The organism is Yoonia sp., assembly GCF_014859355.1.
Taxonomy (GTDB): Bacteria; Pseudomonadota; Alphaproteobacteria; order Rhodobacterales; family Rhodobacteraceae; genus Yoonia.
The window spans coordinates 23307-49800 of record NZ_JACUUJ010000015.1; the positions used below are offsets into that span (position 1 = coordinate 23307).

Here is a 26494-nt window from a genome sequence, read left to right on the forward strand (position 1 = left end):
GTTGCGTCGTTGCGTCAGGCTTTCGATTCTATCGGCAATAGAACGCGCACCGTGGTGCCCTGCCCTACGATGCTTTCAATCGAAATGCGGCCTCTGTGGCGGTTGATGATATGTTTCACGATCGCAAGCCCCAGTCCCGTGCCACCGACTGCACGCGACCGATGGCTATCGACCCGATAGAAACGTTCGGTCAAACGGGGGATGTGGTGCGCGGAAATGCCTTCGCCATGATCGATCACTTCGATTTGCACACCTTCGCTACGCAGCCTTGGCTGATTCGCCGCCGGCGACAAACGCACGACGACCCTGCCGCCAGAAGCACCATATTTGATGGCGTTTTCAACCAGATTGGTAAAGACCTGCACCAACTGTCCGGTGTCGCCCGGCAACGTCACCTGTTGCGTGGGCCGGTCCAACGTGACTGTGACATCAGCGGCTGCCGCCTGCGGCTCCAACCCTTTGATGACCGAGGCCAACACATCCCCGATATTCACATTTTCACGGGGCCGCACCCTTTCGTCATCTTCCACACGGCTTAGCGACAACAGATCGTCGACCAGCCGCGTCATGCGATTGGCTTCGTTGGTCATGATTTCAAGAAACCGGTCGCGTGCGGCAGCATCGTTGCGCGCCGCACCACCCAGAGTTTCAATAAACCCCAAAAGTGCGGTCAGCGGGGTGCGCAATTCGTGGCTGACATTGGCCACGAAATCGCGGCGCATCTGGCCGGCATATTCAGCGGCGGTCTGGTCTTCAAAAGACACCACAACATCGCGCCCGGCCAAGGCTGCGACAACGCGGTAGGTTGTGTCGCGGTCCCCGTCGCGTCCCAGATATTGGGCGGTGGTCGGGGCACCGCCTTGGCGCGCCATCATGATGGCATCCAGCACGGCAGGTTGACGCAGCGCCGCGACGTGATGTTTGCCCAAAAGATCAGGGCCCAACATCGCGACAAGCGGGGCATTGACCGCGCGCACCCGTTCATCTTCGCCAACGGCCATGATCGGCAAGGGCAACGCGTTGATCAGCGTGGTCATGTCACACGTTATCATCAGCTTTTCTTTCGCGGCTGCGGCCCTGTGGTTTCGCCATCACCGGGCATACCCGTCTGGTTGTGTCAGCACGCGACACCTACAGCGCGCGCAGGTCGGCGCGGAAACGGGCCGCGTTCTGTTGGTAATTCAGTGCTGATGCCTTCAGCCCGTCGATGGTCTGCGGGTCAAGTTCGCGCACAACCCGCCCCGGGGCCCCCATGACAAGTGATCCATCAGGGATCACCTTGCCTTCGGTCACCAGGGCCCCTGCCCCGATCAGGCAGTTCCTGCCAATCCGGGCACCGTTCAGCACCGTGGCCCCCATGCCGATCAGGCAATTGTCTCCGATGGTGCAGCCGTGCAAGATTGCCTTGTGGCCAATGGTGCAGCCTGCCCCGATGTGCAGGGGAAACCCCAGGTCTGTGTGCAGCACGCAATTTTCCTGCACATTGCTGCCCGCACTGACCGTGATCTGCTCGTTATCGCCGCGCAGCGTACTGCCGAACCAGACCGACGCCCTAGCACCAAGCCGCACCTTGCCGATAATATAACATCCCGGCGCGACCCATGCGTCATCGGCGATGTCGGGGCTGATGTCATCCAATGCATAAAGTGTCATGTCATATCTCCAAATTCCGCTTGCAGGGCGCGGACGTGGCCCACCAGATCAGGTTGCTGCGACCGGCGCAGCCGTTCGGCGCTGATGATGGTTTTCAGCCGCTCTTGCGTTGTCGCCAGATCGTCATTGATCAAAACATAATCATAACCATCCCAATGGCTAATTTCATCCCAGCTTTTTTGCATCCGCTTTTCGATGATTTCGGGGGCATCCTGCCCCCTGCTGACCAGACGGCGGTGCAATTCCTTGATCGACGGTGGCAGGATAAAGATCGACAGCACATGTTCCTGAAGGCTGGAGTTCTTGATCTGCTGGGCGCCCTGCCAGTCAATATCGAACAGCACGTCGCGTCCCGCGTCGATTGCCGCCTTTACCGGTGCTTTGGGCGATCCATAGTAATTGCCAAAGACCAACGCGTGTTCCAGCATGTCACCATCGGACACCTGCTTTTGGAATTCTGGCGCGGTGACAAAAAAGTAATCCTTGCCGTTGACCTCGCCAGCGCGCGGCGCACGGGTTGTGGCAGAGACCGAAAACGCCAGTGTCGCGTCCCAAGTGCGCAACAGACCCGCCAGCGTGGATTTTCCAGCGCCCGACGGGGATGACAGGATGATCAATAGGCCGCGTCGTGACATTTGGTTACTCCACATTCTGAATTTGTTCGCGCATCTGGTCGATCACCGTCTTCAGGTCCAGGCCGATCGCCGTTAACGCCGCAGACCCCGCCTTGGCGCAAAGCGTATTCGCCTCTCGATTGAATTCTTGCGACAGAAAATCGAATTTCCGCCCCACAGGACCAGGGTGATCCAACAGATCGCGGGCAGCGGCCACATGCGCCCGAAGCCGGTCGATTTCTTCGGTGACATCGGCTTTGACGGCCAGCATGGCAAGTTCCTGCGCAATGCGGGTGGGGTCGATGTTGTCCACATCATCCAGAACGCGTTGCAAGGCTGCGGTCAGGTTTGCACGCACAACGGGCGCGCGCGCGGCGGCGGCGCTTGCGGCAGCTTTTGTCAGGGTATCAATGCGGTCCAGCTGTTGGGCAATCACGACGTGCAAGGCGGTGCCTTCCTGCGCGCGCATCTGTTGAAATGCAGCAATCAGCGGCGCAATATCGGCCACTAACGCAAGGGTCAGCGCGCCATCGTCCTGTTCGGGCTTTGCAGAAATGACAACCCCGCGCTGCGCCAGCACATCGGCCGCCGTTGGCTGCCCCAACGTTACACCCATCGCAAAGGCCCGTTCCTGCACAGTGTCCAACGCCTGTAACACGCGGTCCAGTTGCGCCTGATCAATCACAAGGGGCGCTTCGCTTTCGCCACGTTGCAAGCGCAGGTTGACGGCCACATTGCCGCGCCCCAACCCTTTTGTCAGGGCCGCGCGCAGCGGGGCCTCCAACCCTTCGATGCTGTCAGGCAGGCGCAAGCGCAGATCAAGCCCCCGCGCATTTACCCCGCGCATGTCCCAATGCCACGATGTCGTGCCAAGCTGCCCTGTCAGGCTGGCAAAAGCTGTCATCGAATGGATCATGCCCGTTGTCCCCTTTCATGTTCTGTGGCGCACCTAACGGCAAAGGCGCATCCTGGGCAACCCTGAGCCGCTGCCGAGTTAACCCATTAATAATTTGTTAAGTGAAAAGTGGGTGAATCTTTGGTATCTTGCCACCACAGCATCACCGGATGTCGGCAGGTCAGACGTCCCAGATTTGAGGTCAAGGATGAAACGCACCGATGACAGCCCCAGCCAGAAACGACAGTGCCTGCCGGGGGCCGATCATCCGGTTCTGCGCGGGCTGGAAACCTATTGGCACAGTTTGCGCCGTGCAAGGCGGCTGCCCCAGCGCACCGATATCGCACCCGACCAGATTGACCTGGCATTGCCCTATGCATTCATCTTGCAACGCGTTGCCCCTGGGATCGCCCGGATGCGCGTGGCTGGTCGGCATTTGCACGACCTTCTCAAGATGGATGCGCGAGGCATGCCTATCAGCACGTTCTTTGAACCGGCAGCACGCGCGCTGATCGCGGATCTGGTCGAAGCGGCCTTTCAGGAACCGGCCATTATTGCTGTCCCGTTGCTGTCGCATGGCCGGTTGCTGCGGCCCAATATGACCGGAACCATGCTGCTGCTGCCCATGAGCGACGAAAAAGGTAACACGACCCGAATTCTGGGCGCGCTTGTCACCGACGGGATACCCGGCAACCGGCCTCGCCGCTTTTGTGTGCCTGACGGGGCGCTGATCCGGCATGAAACATTTTGCCTGCATCTGGCAAGTTCACAGGCCATCCCAAGACCGCACCAGAAAAAAGGGCCAGACGCGCAGCGCCCGGCCCTTTCGCTGGTCATTGATAATACGTAATTCAGCCGGCTTTGGCCGGTTGCAGCTTGTCACGACGCGCCGACAATTCTTCGGCAACCAGAAATGCCAGTTCCAGTGACTGCGATGCGTTCAAACGCGGATCGCAAGCCGTGTGATAGCGGCTGGACAGGTCCTCGTCGGTGACAGCGCGCACGCCGCCGGTGCATTCGGTCACGTCTTTCCCGGTCATTTCGAAATGCACACCACCGGGGATCGTGCCTTCGGCGTTGTGGATCGCAAAGAATTCATTGACCTCGCGCAGCACCGAATCAAACGGCCGGGTCTTGTAGCCGCTGGTCGATTTGATCGTGTTGCCGTGCATCGCGTCACAGGTCCAGACCACGTTTGCGCCTTCTTCTTCGACTGCGCGGATCAGGCGCGGCAGATGGTCGGCAACAGCCCCGGCCCCAAACCGGGCGATCAGCGTCAGACGGCCCGGTTCATTGTCAGGGTTCAAAGAGGCCATCAGCGCCTTGAGGTGCCCCGATGTCATGCTGGGGCCGCATTTGAGCCCGATCGGGTTCAGCACGCCCTTGCAGAATTCGACATGTGCGCCGTCGGGCTGGCGGGTGCGATCCCCGATCCAGATCATGTGGCCCGACCCTGCCAGCCATTTGCCAGAGGTGGAATCGAGACGACACAGCGCCTCTTCGTATTCCAAGAGTAAGGCTTCGTGGCTGGTGTAGAAATCCACGGTCTGCAATTCGTGGTTCGTGTCTGTCGTCAAACCCGCGGCCTGCATGAAATCCAGCGTATCGCTGATCCGGCTGGCCATGTCGGAATATTTCTTGACCTCGTTGCCATCAGTGAACCCGAGCGTCCATTTGTGAACCTCGTGGACATTGGCGAAACCGCCTGTCGAGAAGGCGCGCAGCAGGTTCAGCGTCGCCGCTGCCTGCAAATAGGCCTGCAACATGCGGTCGGGGTCGGGGTTACGCGCTTCGGGCGTGAAGTCAAACCCGTTGATGATATCGCCGCGATAGCTGGGCAATTCCACGCCGCCGATGGTTTCGGTCGGGGCCGACCGGGGTTTGGCCATCTGGCCGGCCATGCGGCCCACCTTGACCACCGGCACCTTGGCACCATAGGTCAGCACCATTGCCATTTGCAGCATCACCTTGAACGTGTCACGGATGCCATCGGCAGAAAATTCCGCAAAACTTTCGGCACAATCGCCGCCTTGCAGCAAAAACGCCTCTCCACGGCTGACGGCGGCCAGCTGCGACTTTAGCTTGCGTGCCTCACCAGCGAAAACCAGTGGCGGATAACTGGCAAGACGTTTCTCGACAGCACGCAGGGCTGCGCCATCGGTATAGTCAGGCATCTGCACCCGGGGCTTGTTGCGCCAGTCAGATTTTTGCCAGTCAGTCATTGGTTCGCTCCGTTCGTGGGTGGTTAGCGGTATCAAATGCGTCGTATAACGCGGGTGCGCCGCGGGGCCAATGGTTAACTTTACCTTCAGGGCTGGCCTTGCCTGGGCATTTGAGGGTTCACACTTGAACGCGGGCCGCAAAACTGATCAAGTCGTGAGACAAAAATTGGAAAATCGGGCGCATGTCAATCGAACCGCAGATCGTAGACGTTGAAACCACAGGCAAACCGCGCCGTTTTGTCTTTGTCTTGATGCGCAACTTTACCATGCTGTGCTTTGCCAGCGCGATCGAAAGCCTGCGGTTGGCAAACCGGACGGCAGGCAAACAGCTTTATAGCTGGAAGATCGTCAGCGAGAACGGCGAAGATGTGGCCTGCTCAAACGGCTGTGCCTTTCGTGTGGACAGCGATCTGATTGACCTCGATCGCGATGACATGATCATGATGTGTGGTGGTCTTGACGTGCAGGCGGCCACCACGAAACGCACGCTCAATTGGCTGCGCCGCGAAGCCCGGCGCGGGGCGACCATCGCGGGGCTTTGCACAGCGGCTTACACATTGGCCAAAGCCGGGCTGCTGGATGGCAAACGTGCGACGATCCACTGGGAAAATCAGGATAGTTTCGCCGAAGAATTCGAAGACGTGACCCTGACGAAATCTGTCTTTGTGGTCGATGGCAACCGGATCACCACAGCCGGCGGCACCGCGTCGATTGACCTGATGTTGAAAATCATTGCCGATGATTTTGGCGAAGACCTGGCCAATGCTGTCGCGGATACCCTGATTTATTCCGCCATCAGGACCGATCAGGATACGCAACGCCTGTCGATTCCCACCCGCATCGGCGTGCGCCACCCAAAGCTCAGCCGGGTCATTCAGATGATGGAAGCCAACATCGAAGACCCGATCAGCCCGGCCATCCTGGCCAAGGATGTGGGGATGTCCACGCGACAGTTAGAGCGGCTGTTTCGCCGCTATCTCGTGCGCAGTCCAAAGCGATATTATATGGAATTGCGCCTGCAAAAAGCGCGCAATCTGCTGATGCAGACCGATATGACGGTGATCAACGTGGCGCTGGCCTGTGGTTTTGCGTCGCCATCGCATTTTTCGAAATGCTATCGGTCGCATTATGACACAACGCCCTATCGCGAACGCGGCAGCCATGCAGCGCGGATTCTTGGCTGATTGGCCCTGACAGCAACTGCGATGGCCGCTTTCACCCTGCGATTGCAGGACAGATGCCTGAAATTTTGTGTGTTGCAGGCGAATTGTCTTTTGGTTCGACCTTTTCTTTTGGAAACATGCTGTTAATCTGTGCCCTAGGATAACGAAATCCGATAGGGAGACGACGCATGAAAAAACTATTGATGGCTACAAGCGCCATTGCGATGATGACAAGCAGCGCATTTGCCGCTGGCCACGCAGAAGAGGTAAAGATCGGTGTCATCCTTGGCTTTACGGGGCCTTTGGAATCGATCACCCCGGCAATGGGTGCCGCAGCTGAAATGGCGATGGCCGAAGTCACAGAATCCGGTGCGCTGCTGGGTGGCGCAACCGTCACATCGGTGCGTGCTGATAGCACATGTATCGATTCAGGTGCGGCAGCCAGTGCGGCTGAACGTCTGGTCACATCTGATGGCGTCAACGCGATCATGGGGGCCGATTGTTCCGGTGTGACCGGATCTATCTTGCAGAACGTTGCGCGCCCGAACGGCATCGTGATGATTTCGCCATCGGCAACATCGCCGGGCCTGTCCACGGTCGAAAGCGACGGGCTGTTTTTCCGCACCGCCCCCTCTGATGCGCGTCAGGGCGTGATCATCACTGAGATTTTGCAAGATCGCGGCGTTAGCGAAGTCGCGCTGACTTATACAAACAACGACTATGGCAAGGGTCTGGCCGATGCCTTCCAAGCTGCCTTCGAGGCCGCGGGCGGCAAGGTGACGATTTCGGCCGCGCATGAAGACGGCAAGGCTGATTATTCTGCTGAAGTCGGCGCGCTGGCATCCGCCGGGGGCGATGTGCTGGTCGTTGCCGGCTACGTTGACCAAGGCGGGTCCGGTGTTGTCCGGTCTGCATTGGACAGTGGTGCATTTGACACCTTCTATTTCCCTGACGGCATGGTCGGTGTGCGACTGAACGAAAACTTTGGCGATGAATTGAACGGGTCATTCGGCGCTTATCCCGGCACCGACAGCCCGGGCGCGACCCTGTTCGAGGGCCTTGCCGAAGGTGCCGGTTTTGACGGAACCGGGGCGTTTGCACCAGAATCATATGATGCGGCAGCGCTGATTATGCTGGCGATGCAGGCGGCCGGGTCTTCGGCCTCGGGTGATTTCAAAAACCACATCTTTGACGTGGCAAACGCACCGGGCATCGAAATCTTTCCCGGTGAACTGGGCAAGGGGCTTGAGCTGATCGCCGCCGGCGAACAGATCGACTATGTTGGTGCATCTGCGGTCGAACTGATCGTGCCGGGCGAATCTGCCGGCAACTATCAGGAAATCGAATTTGCGGATGGTGTCTATTCCACCATCGGTTATCGCTGACCGGCGCTGAAAGAACAGGAACGGCGCGGGGCAGCCTGCGCCGTTTCCCAAAAATCAGACGCAAGCCATTGCGCGCGAAGGGATGGATATGATCGTTGTCGAAAACCTTGTGAAAACCTTTGGTGGTTTTCGCGCTGTCGACGGGGCATCGCTCAAGATTGAAACGGGCACTATCACCGGCTTGATCGGTCCGAACGGTGCCGGAAAAACAACGCTTTTCAATGTGATTGCGGGCGTTCTTAAACCAACGTCCGGGCGCGTTCTGATGCAGGGTGAAGACATCACCGGCCTGCCGCCGCATGCTTTGTTTCACAAGGGCTTGTTGCGCACCTTTCAGATTGCGCATGAATTTTCATCCATGACCGTGCGGGAAAATTTGATGATGGTTCCGGCAAACCAGTCAGGTGAAACGCTGTGGAATACATGGTTTGGCCGCAAACGAATTGCCGATGAAGAACGTGCGTTAATGGCCAAGGCGGACGAGGTGATTGAATTTCTGACGATTGATCACCTGAAAGAGGAAAAGGCGGGCAACCTGTCCGGCGGGCAGAAAAAGCTGTTGGAACTGGGGCGGACCATGATGGTTGACGCCAAGGTTGTTTTTCTGGACGAGGTCGGCGCAGGCGTGAACCGCACGTTGCTGAACACGATCGGCGATGCCATCATCCGCCTGAACAAGGAACGCAACTATACCTTCGTCGTGATCGAACACGATATGGATTTTATCGGCCGCTTGTGTGATCCGGTCATTTGCATGGCCGAAGGGCACGTTCTTGCCGAAGGCACATTGGATGAAATCAAGGCCAACGAACAGGTGATCGAGGCCTATCTTGGCACCGGATTGAAAAACAAGGACAAGGTGACGGCATGATCAGGTTCATTCTTACCGTGCTGTTAGGCATGGTTCTGGGCGCAGGCGCGACGCTTTATTATATCTATGAAAACCATGCTGATGCGTCCGAACGGGCCATGATGCGCAGCACGCTTTTGGACTATGCCCCCTTTCTAGAAGAGTATGTAACCCCGTGAGCGCGCCATTTCTGATTGGTGATTCCATGACCGGTGGTTATGGAAAAGGCCCTGATATCCTGCACGGTTGCACCATCGCCGCTGAAAAGGGCGAAATAGCTGTTATCGTCGGCCCCAATGGGGCGGGCAAATCGACAGCGATGAAGGCGCTGTTCGGAATGTTGAACGTCAACAAAGGGTCGGTGCGGCTGGACGGTGAAGACATCACACACCTGACCCCACAACAGCGCGTCGTCAAAGGCATGGGGTTCGTGCCGCAGGTGCGCAATATTTTCACGTCGATGACGGTGGAAGAAAACCTCGAAATGGGGGCATTTATCCGCCACGATGATTTCCGCGATACGATGACCCAAGTCTATGACCTGTTTCCCGTCCTTAAGGAAAAGCGCAATCAGGCGGCGGGCGAATTATCGGGCGGGCAACGCCAACAGGTCGCGGTGGGGCGCGCGCTGATGACAAAGCCAAAGGTGCTGATGCTGGATGAGCCAACCGCCGGGGTCAGTCCGATCGTGATGGATGAATTGTTTGACCGCATCATCGAGGTCGCGCGCACCGGAATCCCGATCTTGATGGTGGAACAAAACGCCCGGCAAGCACTTGAAATTGCAGATAAAGCGTATGTTCTTGTACAGGGCCGCAATGCCCATACAGGCACAGGCAAGGAATTGCTGGCCGACCCCGAGGTCCGGCAAAGCTTTCTGGGCGGATGACCAAGACAATGGATCACAATATGAACACATCTTTCCCGGGGGCCGATCAATGGATGTCTTGAACGCCCTTGTCGCATTTGCCAATTTCGTTTTCGTGCCTGGGCTGGCCTATGGCGCTCAGTTGGCGCTGGGCGCGCTGGGGGTCACGCTGATCTATGGCATCTTGCGGTTTTCAAACTTTGCCCACGGCGACACCATGGCCTTTGGCACTGCGTTGACCATCATCGGCACCAATGTTCTGTTGGGGTTGGGGATTACATTCGGCCCCTTGCCAACCGCACTGCTTGCGCTGCCCTTTGGGATCGGCGCAACTGTCCTGCTTGTGCTGTTGATAGACTGGCTGGTCTATAAGTTCTATCGCGATCAGAAGGCCGCGCCGGTGATCCTTGTCATCGTGTCGATGGGCGTGATGTTTGTCATGAACGGGATCGTGCGTTTCGTGATCGGGGTTGATGACATCCGCTTTGCCGACGGGGAACGGTTTATCATCACGGCGCGCGATTTCAGAAACATGACCGGGCTGGACGAAGGCCTTGCCATCAAGACCACGCAGGCCATTACCGTTGTTGTCGCCTTTGTTGTTGTGGCGATCTTGTTCTGGTTTCTTAACAAGACCCGCACCGGCAAATCAATGCGCGCCTTTTCCGACAACGAAGATCTGGCGCTGTTGTCGGGCATCAATCCTGACTGGGTGGTCAAGGTGACATGGATGATTGTCGCCGCATTGGCAACGACGGCAGGTGTGCTTTACGGGCTGGATAAATCGTTCAAGGCGTTCACCTATTTCCAACTGCTGCTGCCGATCTTTGCCGCATCGATCGTGGGCGGGCTTGGCAACCCCTTGGGGGCGATTGCGGGGGGGTTCGTCATTGCATTTTCCGAAGTAACAATCACCTACGCATGGAAAAAAGTGCTGACCTATCTGCTGCCTGACAGCCTTGCGCCGGATGGATTGGTGCAGCTTATGTCAACCGATTATAAATTTGCGGTCAGTTTTGCGATATTGATCGTTGTTTTGCTGTTCAAACCGACCGGCCTGTTCAAGGGGCAATCCGTATGAACCCTCTCGTCAAAAATTCCCTTCTGTTTGCCCTTGTTGGCGTGCTGATCCTTGGCACCGGCATTGTGCAGGGCTGGAACTCGGCACTGTTGATCCTGAATATGGGGCTGGTTTCGGCTGTGATGGCACTGGGGGTCAACCTGCAATGGGGGTTTGCAGGTTTGTTCAATATTGGGGTCATGGGCTTTGTTGCCCTTGGCGGGCTTGCGACGGTCTTGGTGGCCATGCCCCCCGTGACCGAGGCTTGGGCCGTCGGCGGTTTGCGTGTTGTGGGCGGGTTGCTGTTGGGTGCAGCCACCATCGTGGCGGCTGTCATGGCACAAAAACGGTTGCGCGGGCGCAACAAGATTATCGGCACGCTGGCAATTATGATTGGCGGCTTTTTTCTGTTTCGTGCCGTATTTGATGGCGGCGTGCAGGCGATCGAGGCCGTGAACCCGGCGGTGTCGGGTAACATCGGCGGGCTTGGTCTGCCTATTTTGCTTAGTTGGCCCGTGGGCGGCTTACTGGCCGCCGGTGCCGCATGGATCATCGGCAAAACAGCGCTGGGTCTGCGGTCGGATTACCTTGCCATTGCCACGCTGGGGATCGCCGAGATCATTATTGCCGTTTTGAAAAACGAAGACTGGCTGGCGCGTGGCGTGAAAAACGTGATCGGCCTGCCCCGCCCTGTGCCTTACGAAGTTGATCTGCAACGCGACCCCGGTTTCGTCGAACGCGCCGCCAGCATCGGGCTGGACCCTGTGACAGCATCGACGCTTTATACAAAAATAGGCTATGCAATCCTGTTCACCATCGTGTTGCTGATCCTGTTGTGGATGGCGCAGATGGCGCTCAAAAGCCCGTGGGGCCGGATGATGCGCGCAATCCGCGACAACGAAGTCGCCGCCGAGGCAATGGGCAAAGACGTGACAGCACGGCATTTGCAGATTTTTATCCTCGGGTCCGCCATTTGCGGCATTGCAGGCGCGATGATGACAACGCTCGACGGGCAATTAACGCCCGGCACCTATCAGCCACTTCGCTTTACCTTTCTTGTCTGGGTGATGGTGATTGTGGGGGGATCGGGCAATAATTTTGGCGCTGTGCTGGGCGGGTTTCTTATCTGGTGGCTATGGGTTCAGGTTGAACCGCTGGGTCTGGGCTTGATGAATATTCTGGCCTCTGGGCTTGAGGACGGCAGCGCCACAAAAGACGCGATGATCGCTTCTGCCGCGCATATGCGCCTGCTGACGATGGGTCTGGTGTTGTTGTTCGTGCTTCGGTTCAGCCCAAAAGGCCTGATCCCTGAACGCTGACTTGTTCTTGCCGCCTGCCTTGTTACAAGCAGGTCAGGCAAACACGAGGATCTGATGATACGCATCTTTCGCTGGCTGGTCCGTTTGGCTGCGGGCCTGATCGTGCTGATGGTCGCCGGTATTGCACTGGTGTATTATTTCGCATCGCGATCCTTGCCCGACTATAACGCCCGCGTGGCCGTTGCCAAAATCAGCGCCCCCGTCGAGGTCGTGCGCGACAATGCCAATGTGCCGCATATCTTTGGTGCGACAGATAACGATGTGTATTTCGCGCTTGGCTATGCCCATGCGCAGGATCGTCTGTGGCAGATGACCATGCTGCGCCGCACCGCCCAAGGGCGCCTGTCAGAGCTTTTTGGCAAGCGCACTGTCGGCATTGACGAAGTGCTGCGCCGGTTTGATATTTACAATCTCGCGGCGGCGTCGGTGGCTGTGCAGGATGCGCGTACCACTGCGGCGTTGACGGCCTATGCTGCGGGTGTGAACGCATGGCTGGCGCAGATCAATGAAGGTGCCTTGGGACGTGGCGCACCGGAAATGTGGCTGTTCAACCATGCCATTGCCCCATGGCAGCCTGCTGATTCGTTGGCGATTCTGAAACTGATGGCATTGCAACTGACGTCGCAACTGGAAGACGAGGTGCTGCGCGCCCGCACGTCACTGATCATTGATAATGACAGGTTGCGCGACATTTTGCCCGATGACCCCACCACCGGGGTTGCTGCCTTGCCCGACTATGCCAGCCTGATGCCCGATGTCCCGGCTTTCGCGCCAAATACGCGCATGGCCTTTGACCCTTTGTCGCCGTTGAAACCCCGCGAATTGGCCGGAGCATCAAACGCATGGGCGGCCAACGCAAGCCGGTCCGCCACCGGCTCCACTCTTTTGGCGAATGATCCGCATCTTGGCCTGACAGCGCCAACTGTCTGGTATCTGGCGCGGCTGGAATTACAGTCGGGTGGCGTGATTGGCGCGACAATTCCAGGGATGCCGGTAATCCTGAGCGGGCGCAGTACCGATCTGGGCTGGGGGCTGACCAGCGCCTATGTCGATGATCAGGATATCCTGATCGAAGAAGTGAACCCCGAAAACCCGGATGAATACCGCGGGCTTGACGGTTGGGTGCCCTTTCGCAAACGCGACAGCATTGTCACCATCAAGGATGCCCCTGCAATCACCCTGCGCCTGCGTTGGACTGAAAACGGACCGGTGATGCCGCGGTCACAGTTCGATCTGAGCACGATCACGCCACCGGGTCATGTCGCCGCGATCGCCTGGACCGCACTTTCTGATCGCGACACATCCATGTCGGCGGCTGTCGCCATCATGTATGCCCGCACAGCCGAGGCTGCGATAGCCGCTGGTGAAGGTCTGATCGCGCCAGCACAAAACCTGATACTCGCTGATCGCAACCGCATTGCGCTGAAAACCATGGGGGCATTGCCCGCGCGTGACGCCGCCCACCAGACACAGGGGCGGATGCCGGCCTTTGGCTATTTGCCGCAAAACCGCTGGAAGGGGCGCTTTGCCTATGCGGAAAATCCGGAATTTCTGAACCCTGATGGCGGGATCATCGGCAATACCAACAACAAGACCGTTGATCGCGACTTCCCCTATCATATCGCGCATCGCTGGGGCGACACCCAACGGATCAACCGCTGGCAGCGGTTGATGCAGGCCCGCGGCGTTCACACCCGCGACAGCTTTATCGAAGCGCAACTTGATCCCGTCAGCTTTACCGCGCGTAGCCTGTTAACGCTGATGGGGGCCGATCTGTGGTACACAGGTGAAGCCGCCCCCGACGGCACGCCCGAACGCCGCCGGCAGATCGCGCTTGATCTTCTGTCTGCCTGGAACGGCGAGATGAACGAACATTTGCCAGAACCAATGATATATGCCGCGTGGGTCCGCGAATTTCAGCGCCGCCTGATCCGGGACGAATTAGGGCCTTTGGCAGCCGAATATACCCACCCTGACCCGGTTTTTCTGGAACGCGTCCTGCGTGACATCGACGGTGCCGCGATCTGGTGCAATGTGATTCAGTCCGCCGCACAGGAAACCTGCACCGATATTGCCCGGCAATCGCTGGATGATGCTTTGGTCTGGATCACCGAAAACCACGGCACTGCGATCGAGGCAGTACGTTGGGGTGATGCCCATAAGGCGATGCATGACCACCCCGTGCTGGGCAGCACACCGATTTTGAACTGGTTGGTCAACATTCGCCAATCCACCAGCGGCGGCGATCATACGCTGCAACGCGGCAAGACCATTGGCACCGGCCCTGCCCCGTTTCGGAATGTTCACGCTGCAGGATATAGGGGCGTTTATGATTTCGCGGATCCTGACAGTTCGGTATTCGTCACGGCAACAGGACAGTCGGGGCATCCATTATCGCGCTATTACGACAACCTGAGCACACTGTGGCGCCGCGGCGAATATATCCCCATGTCGCTGGATGCCGACCTGGCGCGCGCGGCGGCTGTCGGGGTGACACAACTGGTTCCAGATGACTAAGGCGTCGTGCCTTCAACTTGGGGCATGGCACACCTGAAATCGCGCGAACCCGGCATAAAGACACTGCGAATCGTGATGACAGATAAAGCCGATACGCACTAAAACAGACCGAACCGCGCTTTTTGCAAGGCCGTCCACAGAACCGTGATCCGATAACCGGTTTCTGTCTGGGTTTCGTCAGTGACGATACCGGCATCAAAAAGCCATGCGCGCTTGCGCCCGTCCGAAAACCCAAGGGTCAGCGTTTCTTCGGTCTTTGGATCGCTTAGCTTGTCCGGTATGGTTGACAGCAACTCGTTCAGGCCTTCACCCGTTATCGCCGAAACGGCGAAAATATTGGCGTTGCGCGCCGCCTGGGTCAAGATCGCATCGCGTGTGTCGGCATCCAGCAGATCGATCTTGTTCCAGACTTCGATCAGGGGCGCATCATCTGTGACCCCAAGACTGTGCAAGATCGTCATCACGTCGGCGGCTTGTTCTTCGGACTGGGGGTGGCTGATGTCGCGGACATGCACAATCAGATCGGCGTCAAGCACTTCTTCCAGTGTGGCGCGAAAGGCGGCGACCAGTTCGGTTGGGAGATTACTGATAAAACCCACCGTGTCGGACATGATGATCTCGTCCCCGGCGGGCAGGACAATCTTGCGCATGGTTGGATCGAGTGTGGCGAACAACATGTCTTTTGCAAAGACATCGGCCCCTGTCAGACGGTTGAACAGGGTCGATTTTCCCGCGTTGGTATAGCCGACAAGCGCAACAACGGGAAACGGCACCTTGGCCCGAGATGCGCGATGCAATTCGCGTGTTTTCACAACCTTAGCCAGCTGACGACGCAGGCGGTTCAACTGGTCGTCGATGGCACGGCGGTCTGCCTCGATCTGGGTTTCACCCGGTCCGCCCACAAACCCCAATCCGCCGCGCTGGCGTTCAAGGTGCGTCCATGCCCGCACCAGTCGCGTGCGCTGATAGGACAAGGCGGCCATTTCGACCTGCAACACACCTTCGGACGTGCGGGCGCGGTCACTGAAAATTTCAAGTATCAGGCCCGTGCGATCAAGCAGTTTGACGTCCCACGCCTTTTCCAGGTTACGTTGCTGCACAGGCGTCACTGGTCCGTCGATCAGAACCAGTTCCACCTCGGCTTGGGTGAATTTTTCTTTTAGTTCCTGAATTTTACCTTTGCCAAACAACATTCCGGGATGAATTTTGGGTAGCCTGACGCTATCGGCCCCAAGAACATCAAGATCAGGTAAAGCGGCAGCCAGCGCTACGGCTTCCTCTAATGCTGGGCCAGCGGCACGGCGGTCAAAGTCAGATTTCAGGTCAGGGTGAAGCACCCAAGCGCGGGTGACGCGCCTGTCATGTTCTAACAAAGTTATTCTTCACCTTCATAAAGGCTGATGGGTTGTGCAGGCATGATCGTGGAAATCGCGCTTTTGTAGACCAACTGCGATTGCCCGTCACGGCGCAAGAGCACACAAAAACTGTCAAACCACGTGATGACGCCCTGTAATTTGACACCATTCACAAGAAAGATTGTGACCGGCACTTTCGTCTTGCGGACGTGATTTAAAAAAGCATCCTGAAGATTGGCCCTGTCGGCAGCCATAGTGAACCCCTTTTATTTTTATTACGGCCGCATCGCGGCCCCCTTCGTTCAGGTTGTAGTATGTCTTGGCCACTGAAAAGTTTCCAGCCCAAAAGATTGCCTCTAGCGCCGCCAGATTTCTGGATTGAAAAGCACGATGATCGCCAGTGTTTCCAAGCGCCCCAAAATCATTGCGGCGGCCAGGATGATCTTGGCGGCGTCTGGAATTCCCGCGTAGGAAATCGGCGCCTCGGCGGCGACGGCCGCCAGCGGCCCTGTGGTGGACAAGGCCGACACAGCAAGCACCATTGCCACCTCAAACTGGACGCCCGTCAGCGACAAAAGCAGCATCACCGCAGAAACGCTTAGCACGAAAAGCATGAAGAAAACCCACGAAATACGCGCGCCCTGCGTGCGGATGCGCCGCGCATCCGGCCCGCCGCCCCCCACCGAGGACGGATGTAAAAGAACGTCTTGTTCGCGTTCCCCGTGCCGGTAAAGCGCGTAAATGCGCAGCAATTTGACCCCGCCAGCCGTTGTGGCAACCCCGCCACCGATCAGCGCCATGCCAATCAGTAGCAACCCCGGTGTATCAAGTCCCGACCAGCCTTGCGCGCCGCCCCAATAGTGCGATTCAAATCCTGTCGTTGTCAGAAATGACGTGACCGTAAACAATATGCCCCAAAACGCGCGCCAACCGTCTCCGCCGCTGCCAGTTGCCTCTGATCCGGTCGCGCCGACAAAATGTCGTAAAAACAAAAGCCCTGTCACCACACTGATCAGGACCACCGCAGTCCGAATTTCTGGATCACGCAGCAGGCCCTGATTAACATCGCGATTCATATTGCGGCTGAAGGTCAGGCGCGACAGGGCAAAAACGAAAAAGCAGAACACCAACAGTTCGCCCCAAAACCGCGAGGCGGCGTAATAGAGCCCGCCAATCGGTGATATGCCCGATGTCGAAAGCGTTGACATCGCATGGCAAAGCGCAATGTAGGGAAATTCGCCCGCAATCACGAGCCCGACCCACAGCATCAACGTCAATCCGATGTAAATGGGCGTCAGCACCAAGGTAAAGCGCACCAGTCTGACCGAAGGATCGGCTATTTCGGAAATCTGTGTAAAAGACGGTGCTGGCCCTTTTCCGGCGGTGCCGATGGCACGCACCTCGAAACCGCCAAGGTTCATGGGGGCAAAGATTGAAACTGCGGTGATCCATACCAGCAGTCCGCCCAGCCAGCCAACCAACGCCCGCCACAGGTGCAGTGACGGGCTCAAACGACCGGGGTTGTCATAAACGGTGGCCCCTGTCGTGGTAAAACTGGATACCATTTCAAACCATGCATTTAAAAATGGCGTGTTCCCCACAGCTTCGTAGAAAGGGACCGCAAGCATCACGGGCAGCAAGGCGAATGCTGACAAAAGCCCGACAAGCTGACTGCGGGCGACGCTGGCCGGTTTATAACCCACTGTCGCCAGACCAATGACCAGCGTCAGGATTGAAAACAGAACGAAACCATAAAAGAACACCCGCATGGTGTTAAAGTCTTGCATCATAGCGCCGTGCATTGCCGGCACCAACATCGCCAAGGCGCCAAGGCCCATCAAAACCACAAAAAATGGCAGCCGCTGGATCCAGGTCATCAGAAAAAGTCGATCGAGACCTGCAAAAGCCGTTCGACCTCTGGCACGTCCTCAGCCATTGCAAAGATGGCGATGACATCGCCCTCTTCAATGCGTGTGTCACCCATGGGGCGCACCATCTTGTCGCCCTTCATCACCCCACCGATCAACGCGCCTTCGGGAAAGGCCACGTTCTTGATCAGCTCGCCTGCAATGGGCGATGTGCCCAAAACCTGCGCCTCAATGATTTCCGCTTCGGCATCGCCGATTGAATAAACGCCGCGCACCCTTCCGTGCCGGATATGGCGCAGAATCGAACTGACAGTCGTCGCCCTCGGGTTGATGTAGGCGTCAATGTTCAGCGGTTCCATCAGCGGCACCAATGACGGATCATTGATCAGGCTGATCGCCATTTTGCAGCCCATTTCCTTGGCCCTGACCGACACCAACAGGTTGGTTTTGTCATCGTCGGTGACGGCCAGCACAGCATCCGCTGACCCGACCTGCGCCTCGGCCAGCAGCGCGCTTTCCAACCCGTCCCCGTGTAGAACGATCGTCCGGTCCAACGCATCTGCCGCACGTTCGGCAAACGCCCGGTTCTTTTCGATCACCTTGACGCGCACGCGGTCTGTGCGTTCTTCCAGCGCGCGCGCCACCGCAAGCCCTACGTTGCCACCGCCGATAATAATGATACGTTCCTGTTTCGATTGGGTTTTACCGAAAATTTCCAACGTGCGGGCCATGTCCTGCGTGTCGGTGAAAACATAACAGGAATCGCCCGTGAAAATCTGATCCCCCGGCGCAGGTGCAAAAAGCACGCCATCGCGGCGAATCCCCACGACAATAGCGCGCAGGGTGGAAAACAGGTCTGTCAATTGGCGCAGCGGGGTGTTGATTACCGGGCAATCATCGTCAATCGTGATGCCCAAAAGCTGTGACCGCCCTTGAAAAAAGCTTTCCGTGTCAAATGCCGCAGGGGCTGAAAGCCGTTGCAACGCGGCTTCGGCCACTTCTTTTTCGGGGGAAATCACGACGTCAATGGGCAGATGGTCGCGGCGGTAAAGGCCGGAATAAATTGCATCAAGATAGCTTTGTGCGCGCAGTCGCGCAATTTTGCGACGGATGCCAAAGACCGAATGGGCAACCTGACAGGTCACCATGTTCACCTCGTCTGAATGGGTGGCGGCAATGATCATGTCAGCGTCGCGCGCGCCCGCACGTTCCAGCACATCAGGGTAACTGGCAAACCCCGATATGCCTTGAACATCCAGCGTATCCGTCGCCCGGCGCACCAGTTCGGGGTTATTGTCCACCACCGTCACATCGTTTTTTTCGCCCGAAAGGTGGCGCGCAATCTGCCAGCCAACCTGGCCCGCGCCGCAGATAATCACCTTCATGATGCATCTTCTTCCACATATGCGATACGGCCACCAGCCTTGCTTGATGTAACAACACCAAGCGATTTCAGCTTGCGATGCAAGGCGGACCGTTCCATCCCGACAAACGACGCGGTGCGGCTGATGTTTCCGCCAAAGCGGTTGATCTGCGTCAACAGGTATTCGCGCTCAAACAGTTCGCGCGCCTCTCGCAGCGGCAGCGTCGCCAGCCCCCCGGCCAGAATAATACGCCCTTCCTCACCGTCACCGTCTTGCGACGCGGGCATTTCCTTTGCCGTGATTGCACCGGTATTTTCACCAAGAATAAGAACACGTTCCATGACGTTTTTCAACTGCCGCACATTGCCGGGCCACAGCATTGTCTGCAACAAGGCGCGCGCGTCGTCTGCAAGATCGCGCAGCGGCAAGCCCTGCAACTTGTTAAAGGCGGATATAAAATGTTCCGCCAGCAATGGAATGTCTTCGCGGCGTTCCTCAAGCGACGGCACAGCGATCGGCACCACGTTCAACCGGTGGTAAAGTTCTTCGCGGAATGTCCCAGCACCAATCGCGACAGACAAGTCGCGGTTGGTGCTGGAAATCACGCGCAGATCCACCTGCACCTTATCGGTGCCGCCCACGCGCTGGAACCGTTGTTCAACCAGAACCCGCAGGATTTTGGATTGCGTCCCGATCGGCATGTCAGCCACTTCATCAAAGTAAATGACGCCGCCGTTGGCTTCCTCCAGCAATCCCGGCTCGATCCCGCGCGTGCCGTCTTCGCGGCCGAATAACACTTCTTCCATCCGCTCGGGGGCGATCGAGGCCGAGTTCACAGTGACAAAGGGCGCAGCGGACCGGCTGGAATTGGCATGGATATAGCGCGCAGCAGTTTCCTTGCCTGCACCTGCTGGCCCTGTCAGCATGACCCGCCCGTTTGATTTTGTCACCTTGTCCAGATTGGACTTCAAAACCTTGAACGCGGCACTTTCGCCCAGCATATCGGCGCTGAGCGCATCGCCACGCCTTAGTTCGATATTTTCCCGCCGCAACCGCGATGTTTCCATTGCGCGCCTGATCACGACAAGCAACTGGTCAATGTTAAAAGGCTTTTCGATGAAATCATAAGCCCCCTGCTTGATCGCCGCGACCGCGATTTCGATATTGCCATGGCCCGAGATGATCACGATGGGAATATCGGGATGGTCCCGCTTGACCGATTTCAGAATGTCGATCCCGTCCATGTTGCTGTCTTTGAGCCAGATATCGAGGATCATCAGCGCGGGCGGCTTCGCCGCAATTTCGGCCATGCAGTCGTCTGATGTGCCGGCCAGTCGCGTGGTGTAACCTTCGTCCTGCAAGATGTCGGAAATCAGTTCCCGGATATCGCGTTCGTCATCGGTGATCAGAATATCGCCCATCTGTGCCCTCATGCTGGAATTTTTGTGTCCTGTGCGCATACCGGCAACACAGGCAGTTTAATGATTGCGCAGGCACCCGCGTGGTCCTGCCCTTCAAATATGTCGGCGTCGGTCAGCGTCAGCGTCCCGGCATGTTCCTCGATGATCTTTTTCACGATCGGCAATCCCAGCCCGGTCCCCTTGACGCGCGTTGTCACATAAGGTTCGAACAGGCGGGCACGGTCTTCGGGCAGGCCAACGCCGTTGTCCTGTATGGTGATCGTCACATCGTTGTCAGAGGCTGTCATCCGCACCAGAATTTGCGGCTGATAGCCCGACAAACTGTGCGTGTCGCGATAGGTTTCCGTTGCCTCGCCGGCGTTCTTGATCAGGTTGGTCAGCGCCTGCGTAATCATCGTGGCATCCAGTTCCGCAAGAACAGGCTGTAACGGCACGTCGGCGTGGATCAGCACATCAGGCTGGCCGACTTGTTGCAATGCCACTGCATCACGCACCAGCACCGTCAGATCGCTGGTTTTCAATTCAGGTTCGGGCATGCGTGCAAATTTTGAAAACTCATCAACAATGCGCCGCAAGTCATTGGTTTGCCTTATAATAACACCTGTCATCTGATCCAGCTTATCAGCGTCTTCACCAACCTGCGCGCTGAATTTTCGTTTGATACGTTCGGCAGACAGTTGGATGGGGGTCAGCGGATTCTTGATTTCATGCGCAATGCGGCGGGCCACGTCGCCCCAAGCGGCCATGCGTTGCGCACTGACCAGATCGGTCACATCGTCAAAGGCCACAACGTAACCTTCCAGCGCCCCATCGGCGTTGCGCCGGGGGGACATGCGCACCAGCAGGCTTTCTTGCTTGCCTTGACGGATCATGTTGATCTGATCCTGAACGCTGTCGCTATGGGCGCTGCGCACCCGATCGAACAATGCGGCAAATTCAGGAATGGCAACAGCCAGCGCAGAGTCGGCTGTTTCATATCCCACCGACAACAGACGCCGCGCCGACGGGTTGACAAAGGTGATCCGGCCGTCTTCATCCAGCCCCACAACACCGGATGTGACCGAACTCAGCACGCTGTCAAATAACCGCCGCCGGCGTTCGGTCAGGCGGTTCGTTTCCAGCAATTCGTCACGTTGCCCTTTCAGGCGGCTTGTCATCTGGTTGAAATAAAGACCCAGCTGCGAAATTTCGTCGTCACCCTCATCCTCGATCACGCGCACGTCCAGATCACCGGACCCGACCCGCTGTGACGCCGACACAAGCCGCCCGACAGGACGCGACAACCGTTCGGCAAACCAAAGGCCCATCCAGATCGCAACCAGAATAAGGACCATCGCAAAGCCAAGGTAAAGCAAACCAAACTGGAACAGGATTTGCCCGCGTTCGGTGGCCAGCTCTTCGTATTGCGCGACTGTTTCGGTCGTATCATCCAGCAAAGACAAGACATTGCCGTCAACCTGCCGCGTGACGTAAAGATAGCGGTCGCGAAAGGCATTCAGCGGGATCAACGCGCGAAATTCGTTATTTTCCAGATCTTCGATGATCACGAGCCCCGTATCATCGGCAGCACCGAACGCCGCGGGCGCGGGGCGTTCATAGGCAAATTCATACGATCGGGCCCCGCGCGCGGCAATGTTGCCCTGACCATCCAGCACAAAGGCTTCGCTCAACCCGCGCTCGATCTGGGCTTGCACGTCGCCCAAGGCGCGCCTGATCTCGCCGTCGTCCATGAACAGGTTCTGCTGGCGTTCACTGTTCAGATACGCGGCCAAAGCCCGGCCATCGCGCGTCAGCTCTTGGCGATGCTCTTCCTCATAGGCCTGCGCGGTGGTCAGCGATGTGCGCAAGACATTGCCGACTGGCTCTGAAAACAGACCATCCAGCGCCACTGAAATCAAAAGCACCGAAAACACGGCCACAAGAACCGTCGGGATCAGCGCCGACAGCGCAAAGACGCCGGTCAGCCGCAAGTGTAGCCGCGATCCAGCGGATTTGGCCCTTCGGGCGGCAATCATGCGCGCCACCTGCCCCATGACCAAGGCTGCGACGATCAGCACATAAACAAGGTCCAGCAGCAGGACCAGCCGCAACCGCGGCGAAGACGCACCCTGCCCCAGCGGCCCGACGATCACATAAGTTGCTGCGGCCAGAACCGGCCCGAGGATGACCAGAAACACCGTGACAGCATTGCGCACGTGCCGCTGGCGCTGCCAACGGCTGAACCGCGTCAAATTCAATCCCTTGAGGGTCCGCCGCACGCGCTATGACCTGTTTTGGGGTGGGGTCACCCCCACGGCATCGCATTTTCCTGTGATCCTGCCACTGCTGAAGCAGCGGGGCCACGGTTCTGTTGCGGTTTTACATCAATTTGCGGCGACGTGTCACGCGGATATCGAGGTCCGTAATCTTCTTTCGCAAGGTATTTCGGTTAATTCCAAGCAAATCGGCGCATTTCGCCTGATTGCCACCTGTGGCGTCCAGCGCTATTTCGATCAGCGGGCCTTCAACTTCAGCCAGGATGCGGTTGTAAAGCCCCGGTGGAGGCAGCACCCCGCCATGCAGATCGAAATAGCGCCGCAGATGCTTTGCCACGCTGGCAGACAGTTTTTCGCCTTCGCCACCGGCGCGTAAAGGTTCGATGGCGGGTTGGTTACCCAAAACGACCTCAACCTCGGTGCGGGTGATTTCTTCTTCGGCGGACGTAAAGACCAGCCGCCGCACCGCGTTCTGAAGTTGGCGGACGTTACCCGGCCAGCTATAGGCGCGGACCAGATCAAGTGCAGCATCCCCGAACCGCCGCACCGGCGCGCCGTCACGTTCAGAGCGGGCCAGAAAATGCACCGCCAGCAGCGGGATGTCATCGACACGTTCGCGCAAGCTGGGCACATCCACCGTAACGCCGCTCAGCCGATAAAACAGGTCTTCGCGAAACTTGCCTTCTTCCATGCGCGCCATCAGGTCAGATTGCGATGTCGCCATCATGCGCGGCGCATTGTCGCCCAGCGTGTCCAGCATCCGCACGATGCGGCCCTGCGCCTCTTGGGTCAGATCTCCGACCTCATCAAACAGGATCGTTCCGCCCTTGGCGCGGCTCAACACCGTCGAGGGGCCATCCATGCCTTCAAGGTCGCTGGCGGACACCACCACAAAAGGCAGGCTGCGCCGATCGGAAAAATCATGCACCGCACGCGCAATCAGCGATTTTCCGGTGCCGCTTTCACCGATGATCAACACGGGCAGTTGCGTGTTCATCACCCGCGCCACAAGCCGGTAAAGGGCCTGCATCACCGGCGTGCGCCCCACCAAGGGCAAATCACCGCCTTTTTCGGCTGGCGCCATGTCCGGTGCGCGCGTGAGCGGTGCGCGGCGCTTGACCTCCAGCGCGCGGGCGGCGCGTTTCATCAGGTCCGGCAGATCAAACGGTTTGGGCAGGTAATCGTAGGCTTCCGCCTCGGCGGCCTGAATGGCGGTCATGATGGTGTTCTGCGCCGAAATCACGATCACAGGCAAACCGGGGCGCGCGGCTGCAATCTTGGGCAGTTGTTCCAGCCCGTTGCCATCGGGCATGACCACATCGGAAATCACTAGATCGCCCTTGCCTTCATCCACCCAGCGCATCAGCGTGACCAGCGACGATGTGGCATGCACCTTGCAGCCCGCCCTTGTCAGGGCTTGGGTCAACACGGTCCTGATCGTTCGATCGTCATCAGCGACAAGAACGGTCCCGTCCATTATATTTCTCCTGTGTCAATTTCTTTCGGGGCTAATGGCAATGAAATGCGGAAAACAGTGCGCCCGGGCACGCTTTCAACCGAAATCCAACCGCCGGCGTCACCAATCAGCTTGGACACCAGCGCAAGACCCAGCCCGGTGCCGTTGTCCCTGCCTGACACGAAGGGTTCGAAAATATCGTCGGCAATTGCGGGCGGCAAGCCGGGGCCATCGTCAATGATTTCGATCTGCAAGGGTAAACGCGCCTGTGTCCCGTCGGACCGGCGAACGCGCAGGGACGTGTCGTAAAACGTATGCAGACGGATTGCGCCACCGTCCTTGTTGGCTTCGGATGCATTTTTGATCAGGTTCAGGAAAACCTGCAACAACTGGTCACCATCCGCCAGTGTTTGCGGCAAGGACGGGTCGTAATCTTCGATGAACAGCATATGCGCGCCAAAACCAACGGCCGCCGATTGTCGGGCGCGGTCAAGAATATCATGGATATTCACCGGTTTCAAAAGCGGCGGCCGCAGGTTTCCAAATTGCTCGACCTGTTCAAGAAGCTTCACGATCCGGCGGCTTTCGGCGACAATAAGATCCGTCAGTTCCTGATCGGCAGGTGTCAGCCCCATGGATAAAAGCTGCGCTGCACCTGTGATCCCGGCCAGCGGGTTCTTGATTTCATGGGCCAGCATTTCGGCCATCCCAATCGCAGATTTCGCCGCTTTGCCGGTGCTGTGGTTCTGGTTGATCCGGCTGGCAATCTCGCGCGGGCTGATCATCACGATCATGGCGCCTGCGGCCCCCTGCAAAGGCGCAAACTGCAGATTGCACAAGCGTGGGGCGCGTTCGCCGCTGCCGACATCCACGTCGTTGACAAACAGCGATGTGCGGTTTTCGCGCGCGCGGGTGAACGGCGCTTCCAAAGGTGCGTCGATCATGACCTTTTCCCAAAGGGATTGCCCTGCCAGTGACTTGGCTGACATGTTCAGGAAATCCTCGGCCGCGGGGTTGCTGGCAACGATCAAATCCGCGTTGTCCAACAACAGTGCAGGCACCGGAAGCGATGACCAAAGTGCGGAATCAACGATCATGCGACCATTCTTTCATTCAGGGCCTGTGGCAAATCCCGCAGCACCGCGCGCGGTTCACTTTGGGTCAAAATTGCCCGGCGCAGTGACGGCCCTGTTCCGACTTCATCCATATACCACCCCAGATGTTTGCGGGCGACCTTGCGACCCATTTCAGAGCCATAAAACGACAGCATCGCCTCGAAGTGGCGGGCCACCATTTCGACCAAATCAGCCCCTTGGGGGATGCGCGGCGGCGTCTGCCCGTGCAAGGCCGCCGCAACACTGGCCAAGATCCAAGGGCGCCCCTGCGCCCCCCGCCCTATCATGACACCTGCCGCCCCTGACGCATCGCGCGCCCGGCGCGCTGACGCGGCATCAACAATGTCGCCGTTGGCGATCACCGGAATGCTGACCGCGTCCTTGACCGCGCGGATCGCGGCCCAATCAGCAGCGCCTTTATAAAACTGGCACCGCGTGCGCCCGTGGATCGTGACCAGTTTAATGCCCGCGTCCTGCGCCCGGCGCGCCACATCAGCGGCATTCAGGCTGTCGTCATCCCATCCCAGACGGGTTTTCAGCGTCACAGGGATATCGACGGCGCGCACCACGGCTTCGATCAGGCGCAGGGCGTGATCGGGGGTGCGCAGCAAGGCAGACCCCGAATAGCCGTTTGTGACCTTCTTGGCGGGGCACCCCATGTTGATGTCAATCATCGCAGCGCCATTGGCCGCCACCATGCGCGCCGCTTCGGCCATCCAATAGGCCTCGCGGCCTGCGATTTGCACGGCGGTATTCGCCTGATCAAACCCCAGTTCCGCGCGTTCGCGCACCCCCGGCTTTGCCTGCACCATTTCCTGGCTGGCAACCATTTCACTGACAACCCACCCTGCACCAAAAGACGCGACAAGCTGGCGAAAGGGCAAGTCTGTGATCCCTGCCAAGGGCGCAAGCGCAATGGGGGGCTGCAACACCACATCATCCAGCTGCAATGTGTCCGTCTTGTGCAAGGGTGTGTTCATTTCATTTCTGCCTAAGTCCTTGACCAGATACGGTGCGACAGGACATTTCACAACGCAGAGCGGTGCATTATCTCCGCAAAAAATGGCGTTTGCTTAATTTTTAAGCAACGAAAGCTACAAACTGACGAATTGCA

Annotated in this window: 23 protein-coding genes; 9 read left to right on the forward strand and 14 right to left on the reverse strand. The window is 57.9% G+C overall.

Annotated features, from left to right (window positions below):
• Window positions 1-14 precede the first annotated feature (14 nt).
• From IBX59_RS07345 to IBX59_RS07360, 4 genes are all read right to left on the reverse strand, one after another.
• Window positions 15-1052: an ATP-binding protein gene (locus IBX59_RS07345; RefSeq protein WP_296373981.1), complete on the reverse strand. Its 1038-nt coding sequence runs from the start codon at window positions 1050-1052 to the stop codon at window positions 15-17.
• 79 nt (window positions 1053-1131) lie between these two features.
• Entirely contained in the window at window positions 1132-1653 is a 522-nt protein-coding gene (locus IBX59_RS07350) for a gamma carbonic anhydrase family protein (protein ID WP_296373982.1), read from the reverse strand.
• The gene (gene gmk / locus IBX59_RS07355) at window positions 1650-2288 is read right to left on the reverse strand and encodes a guanylate kinase (RefSeq protein WP_296373984.1); all 639 of its coding nucleotides are present in this window, start codon (window positions 2286-2288) and stop codon (window positions 1650-1652) included. The genes IBX59_RS07350 and gmk overlap by 4 nt, the downstream gene beginning before the upstream one ends.
• Before the next feature lie 4 nt (window positions 2289-2292).
• Window positions 2293-3183, reverse strand: a complete 891-nt coding sequence (locus tag IBX59_RS07360) for a YicC/YloC family endoribonuclease (RefSeq protein ID WP_296373986.1) — start codon at window positions 3181-3183, stop codon at window positions 2293-2295.
• A gap of 187 nt (window positions 3184-3370) precedes the next feature.
• Here IBX59_RS07360 and IBX59_RS07365 point away from each other — a divergent pair, with 187 nt between their 5' ends.
• Entirely contained in the window at window positions 3371-4012 is a 642-nt protein-coding gene (locus IBX59_RS07365) for a PAS domain-containing protein (RefSeq protein WP_296373989.1), read from the forward strand.
• Window position 4013: 1 nt separating this feature from the next.
• Here IBX59_RS07365 and IBX59_RS07370 read toward each other — a convergent pair whose 3' ends face one another.
• Window positions 4014-5384, reverse strand: coding sequence for a class II 3-deoxy-7-phosphoheptulonate synthase (locus tag IBX59_RS07370; protein WP_296373990.1), 1371 nt, complete (start codon window positions 5382-5384; stop codon window positions 4014-4016).
• Between the two features lie 182 nt (window positions 5385-5566).
• Here IBX59_RS07370 and IBX59_RS07375 point away from each other — a divergent pair, with 182 nt between their 5' ends.
• The 8 genes from IBX59_RS07375 (at window position 5567) to IBX59_RS07410 (ending at window position 14546) form a co-directional block, all read left to right on the forward strand.
• Window positions 5567-6568 (forward strand): GlxA family transcriptional regulator, encoded by a 1002-nt coding sequence (locus tag IBX59_RS07375; protein ID WP_296373992.1) that lies wholly within the window; start codon window positions 5567-5569, stop codon window positions 6566-6568.
• Window positions 6569-6735: 167 nt separating this feature from the next.
• On the forward strand, window positions 6736-7932 hold the full coding sequence (locus IBX59_RS07380) for an ABC transporter substrate-binding protein (protein ID WP_296373994.1): 1197 nt from the start codon (window positions 6736-6738) through the stop codon (window positions 7930-7932).
• Between the two features lie 88 nt (window positions 7933-8020).
• Entirely contained in the window at window positions 8021-8803 is a 783-nt protein-coding gene (locus IBX59_RS07385; RefSeq protein ID WP_296373996.1) for an ABC transporter ATP-binding protein, read from the forward strand.
• On the forward strand, window positions 8800-8961 hold the full coding sequence (locus tag IBX59_RS07390; protein WP_296373998.1) for a hypothetical protein: 162 nt from the start codon (window positions 8800-8802) through the stop codon (window positions 8959-8961). The genes IBX59_RS07385 and IBX59_RS07390 overlap by 4 nt, the downstream gene beginning before the upstream one ends.
• Window positions 8958-9671, forward strand: coding sequence for an ABC transporter ATP-binding protein (locus tag IBX59_RS07395; RefSeq protein WP_296374000.1), 714 nt, complete (start codon window positions 8958-8960; stop codon window positions 9669-9671). The genes IBX59_RS07390 and IBX59_RS07395 overlap by 4 nt, the downstream gene beginning before the upstream one ends.
• A 49-nt stretch (window positions 9672-9720) precedes the next feature.
• Window positions 9721-10731, forward strand: a complete 1011-nt coding sequence (locus tag IBX59_RS07400) for a branched-chain amino acid ABC transporter permease (protein WP_296374002.1) — start codon at window positions 9721-9723, stop codon at window positions 10729-10731.
• Window positions 10728-12029, forward strand: a complete 1302-nt coding sequence (locus tag IBX59_RS07405) for a branched-chain amino acid ABC transporter permease (protein WP_296374004.1) — start codon at window positions 10728-10730, stop codon at window positions 12027-12029. The genes IBX59_RS07400 and IBX59_RS07405 overlap by 4 nt, the downstream gene beginning before the upstream one ends.
• Window positions 12030-12083: 54 nt before the next feature.
• Window positions 12084-14546: a penicillin acylase family protein gene (locus IBX59_RS07410; RefSeq protein WP_296374006.1), complete on the forward strand. Its 2463-nt coding sequence runs from the start codon at window positions 12084-12086 to the stop codon at window positions 14544-14546.
• A gap of 98 nt (window positions 14547-14644) precedes the next feature.
• Here the strand turns inward: IBX59_RS07410 and hflX are convergent, their stop codons facing one another.
• The 9 genes from hflX to dusB all read right to left on the reverse strand — a co-directional run bounded on the left by hflX (window position 14645) and on the right by dusB (window position 26360).
• A complete protein-coding gene (hflX, locus tag IBX59_RS07415) occupies window positions 14645-15919 on the reverse strand; it encodes a GTPase HflX (RefSeq protein ID WP_296374008.1) in 1275 nt (424 codons plus the stop codon).
• Window positions 15920-15921: 2 nt separating this feature from the next.
• Window positions 15922-16155, reverse strand: a complete 234-nt coding sequence (gene hfq / locus IBX59_RS07420; protein WP_296374011.1) for an RNA chaperone Hfq — start codon at window positions 16153-16155, stop codon at window positions 15922-15924.
• A 102-nt stretch (window positions 16156-16257) separates the two neighbouring features.
• Window positions 16258-17778: a TrkH family potassium uptake protein gene (locus IBX59_RS07425; RefSeq protein WP_296374013.1), complete on the reverse strand. Its 1521-nt coding sequence runs from the start codon at window positions 17776-17778 to the stop codon at window positions 16258-16260.
• Window positions 17778-19154: a Trk system potassium transporter TrkA gene (trkA, locus tag IBX59_RS07430; protein WP_296374015.1), complete on the reverse strand. Its 1377-nt coding sequence runs from the start codon at window positions 19152-19154 to the stop codon at window positions 17778-17780. Before trkA ends, IBX59_RS07425 begins: the two co-directional genes overlap by 1 nt.
• Entirely contained in the window at window positions 19151-20554 is a 1404-nt protein-coding gene (locus IBX59_RS07435; protein WP_296374017.1) for a sigma-54 dependent transcriptional regulator, read from the reverse strand. The genes trkA and IBX59_RS07435 overlap by 4 nt, the downstream gene beginning before the upstream one ends.
• 8 nt (window positions 20555-20562) lie before the next feature.
• Window positions 20563-22785 carry a PAS domain-containing sensor histidine kinase gene (locus tag IBX59_RS07440; RefSeq protein WP_296374020.1) on the reverse strand — a complete coding sequence of 741 codons (2223 nt, stop codon included), beginning with the start codon at window positions 22783-22785 and terminating at the stop codon, window positions 20563-20565.
• 127 nt (window positions 22786-22912) lie between these two features.
• On the reverse strand, window positions 22913-24286 hold the full coding sequence (locus IBX59_RS07445; protein WP_296374022.1) for a sigma-54 dependent transcriptional regulator: 1374 nt from the start codon (window positions 24284-24286) through the stop codon (window positions 22913-22915).
• Complete coding sequence (locus IBX59_RS07450; RefSeq protein ID WP_296374024.1) at window positions 24286-25362, reverse strand: ATP-binding protein; 1077 nt, start codon at window positions 25360-25362, stop codon at window positions 24286-24288. The genes IBX59_RS07445 and IBX59_RS07450 overlap by 1 nt, the downstream gene beginning before the upstream one ends.
• Window positions 25359-26360, reverse strand: a complete 1002-nt coding sequence (gene dusB, locus IBX59_RS07455) for a tRNA dihydrouridine synthase DusB (RefSeq protein ID WP_296374026.1) — start codon at window positions 26358-26360, stop codon at window positions 25359-25361. Before dusB ends, IBX59_RS07450 begins: the two co-directional genes overlap by 4 nt.
• Between the last annotated feature and the right edge of the window lie 134 nt (window positions 26361-26494).

Excerpts from the sequence above, each read along its gene's own strand:
- IBX59_RS07345 (WP_296373981.1), bottom strand. The coding sequence starts at position 1,052 with ATGATAACGTGTGACATGACCACGCTGATCAACGCGTTGCCCTTGCCG.
- IBX59_RS07350 (WP_296373982.1), bottom strand. The coding sequence starts at position 1,653 with ATGACACTTTATGCATTGGATGACATCAGCCCCGACATCGCCGATGAC.
- gmk (WP_296373984.1), bottom strand. The coding sequence starts at position 2,288 with ATGTCACGACGCGGCCTATTGATCATCCTGTCATCCCCGTCGGGCGCT.
- IBX59_RS07360 (WP_296373986.1), bottom strand. The coding sequence starts at position 3,183 with ATGATCCATTCGATGACAGCTTTTGCCAGCCTGACAGGGCAGCTTGGC.
- IBX59_RS07365 (WP_296373989.1), top strand. The coding sequence starts at position 3,371 with ATGAAACGCACCGATGACAGCCCCAGCCAGAAACGACAGTGCCTGCCG.
- IBX59_RS07370 (WP_296373990.1), bottom strand. The coding sequence starts at position 5,384 with ATGACTGACTGGCAAAAATCTGACTGGCGCAACAAGCCCCGGGTGCAG.
- IBX59_RS07375 (WP_296373992.1), top strand. The coding sequence starts at position 5,567 with ATGTCAATCGAACCGCAGATCGTAGACGTTGAAACCACAGGCAAACCG.
- IBX59_RS07380 (WP_296373994.1), top strand. The coding sequence starts at position 6,736 with ATGAAAAAACTATTGATGGCTACAAGCGCCATTGCGATGATGACAAGC.
- IBX59_RS07385 (WP_296373996.1), top strand. The coding sequence starts at position 8,021 with ATGATCGTTGTCGAAAACCTTGTGAAAACCTTTGGTGGTTTTCGCGCT.
- IBX59_RS07390 (WP_296373998.1), top strand. The coding sequence starts at position 8,800 with ATGATCAGGTTCATTCTTACCGTGCTGTTAGGCATGGTTCTGGGCGCA.
- IBX59_RS07400 (WP_296374002.1), top strand. The coding sequence starts at position 9,721 with ATGGATGTCTTGAACGCCCTTGTCGCATTTGCCAATTTCGTTTTCGTG.
- IBX59_RS07405 (WP_296374004.1), top strand. The coding sequence starts at position 10,728 with ATGAACCCTCTCGTCAAAAATTCCCTTCTGTTTGCCCTTGTTGGCGTG.
- IBX59_RS07410 (WP_296374006.1), top strand. The coding sequence starts at position 12,084 with ATGATACGCATCTTTCGCTGGCTGGTCCGTTTGGCTGCGGGCCTGATC.
- hfq (WP_296374011.1), bottom strand. The coding sequence starts at position 16,155 with ATGGCTGCCGACAGGGCCAATCTTCAGGATGCTTTTTTAAATCACGTC.
- IBX59_RS07425 (WP_296374013.1), bottom strand. The coding sequence starts at position 17,778 with ATGACCTGGATCCAGCGGCTGCCATTTTTTGTGGTTTTGATGGGCCTT.
- trkA (WP_296374015.1), bottom strand. The coding sequence starts at position 19,154 with ATGAAGGTGATTATCTGCGGCGCGGGCCAGGTTGGCTGGCAGATTGCG.
- IBX59_RS07435 (WP_296374017.1), bottom strand. The coding sequence starts at position 20,554 with ATGGGCGATATTCTGATCACCGATGACGAACGCGATATCCGGGAACTG.
- IBX59_RS07445 (WP_296374022.1), bottom strand. The coding sequence starts at position 24,286 with ATGGACGGGACCGTTCTTGTCGCTGATGACGATCGAACGATCAGGACC.
- IBX59_RS07450 (WP_296374024.1), bottom strand. The coding sequence starts at position 25,362 with ATGATCGTTGATTCCGCACTTTGGTCATCGCTTCCGGTGCCTGCACTG.
- dusB (WP_296374026.1), bottom strand. The coding sequence starts at position 26,360 with ATGAACACACCCTTGCACAAGACGGACACATTGCAGCTGGATGATGTG.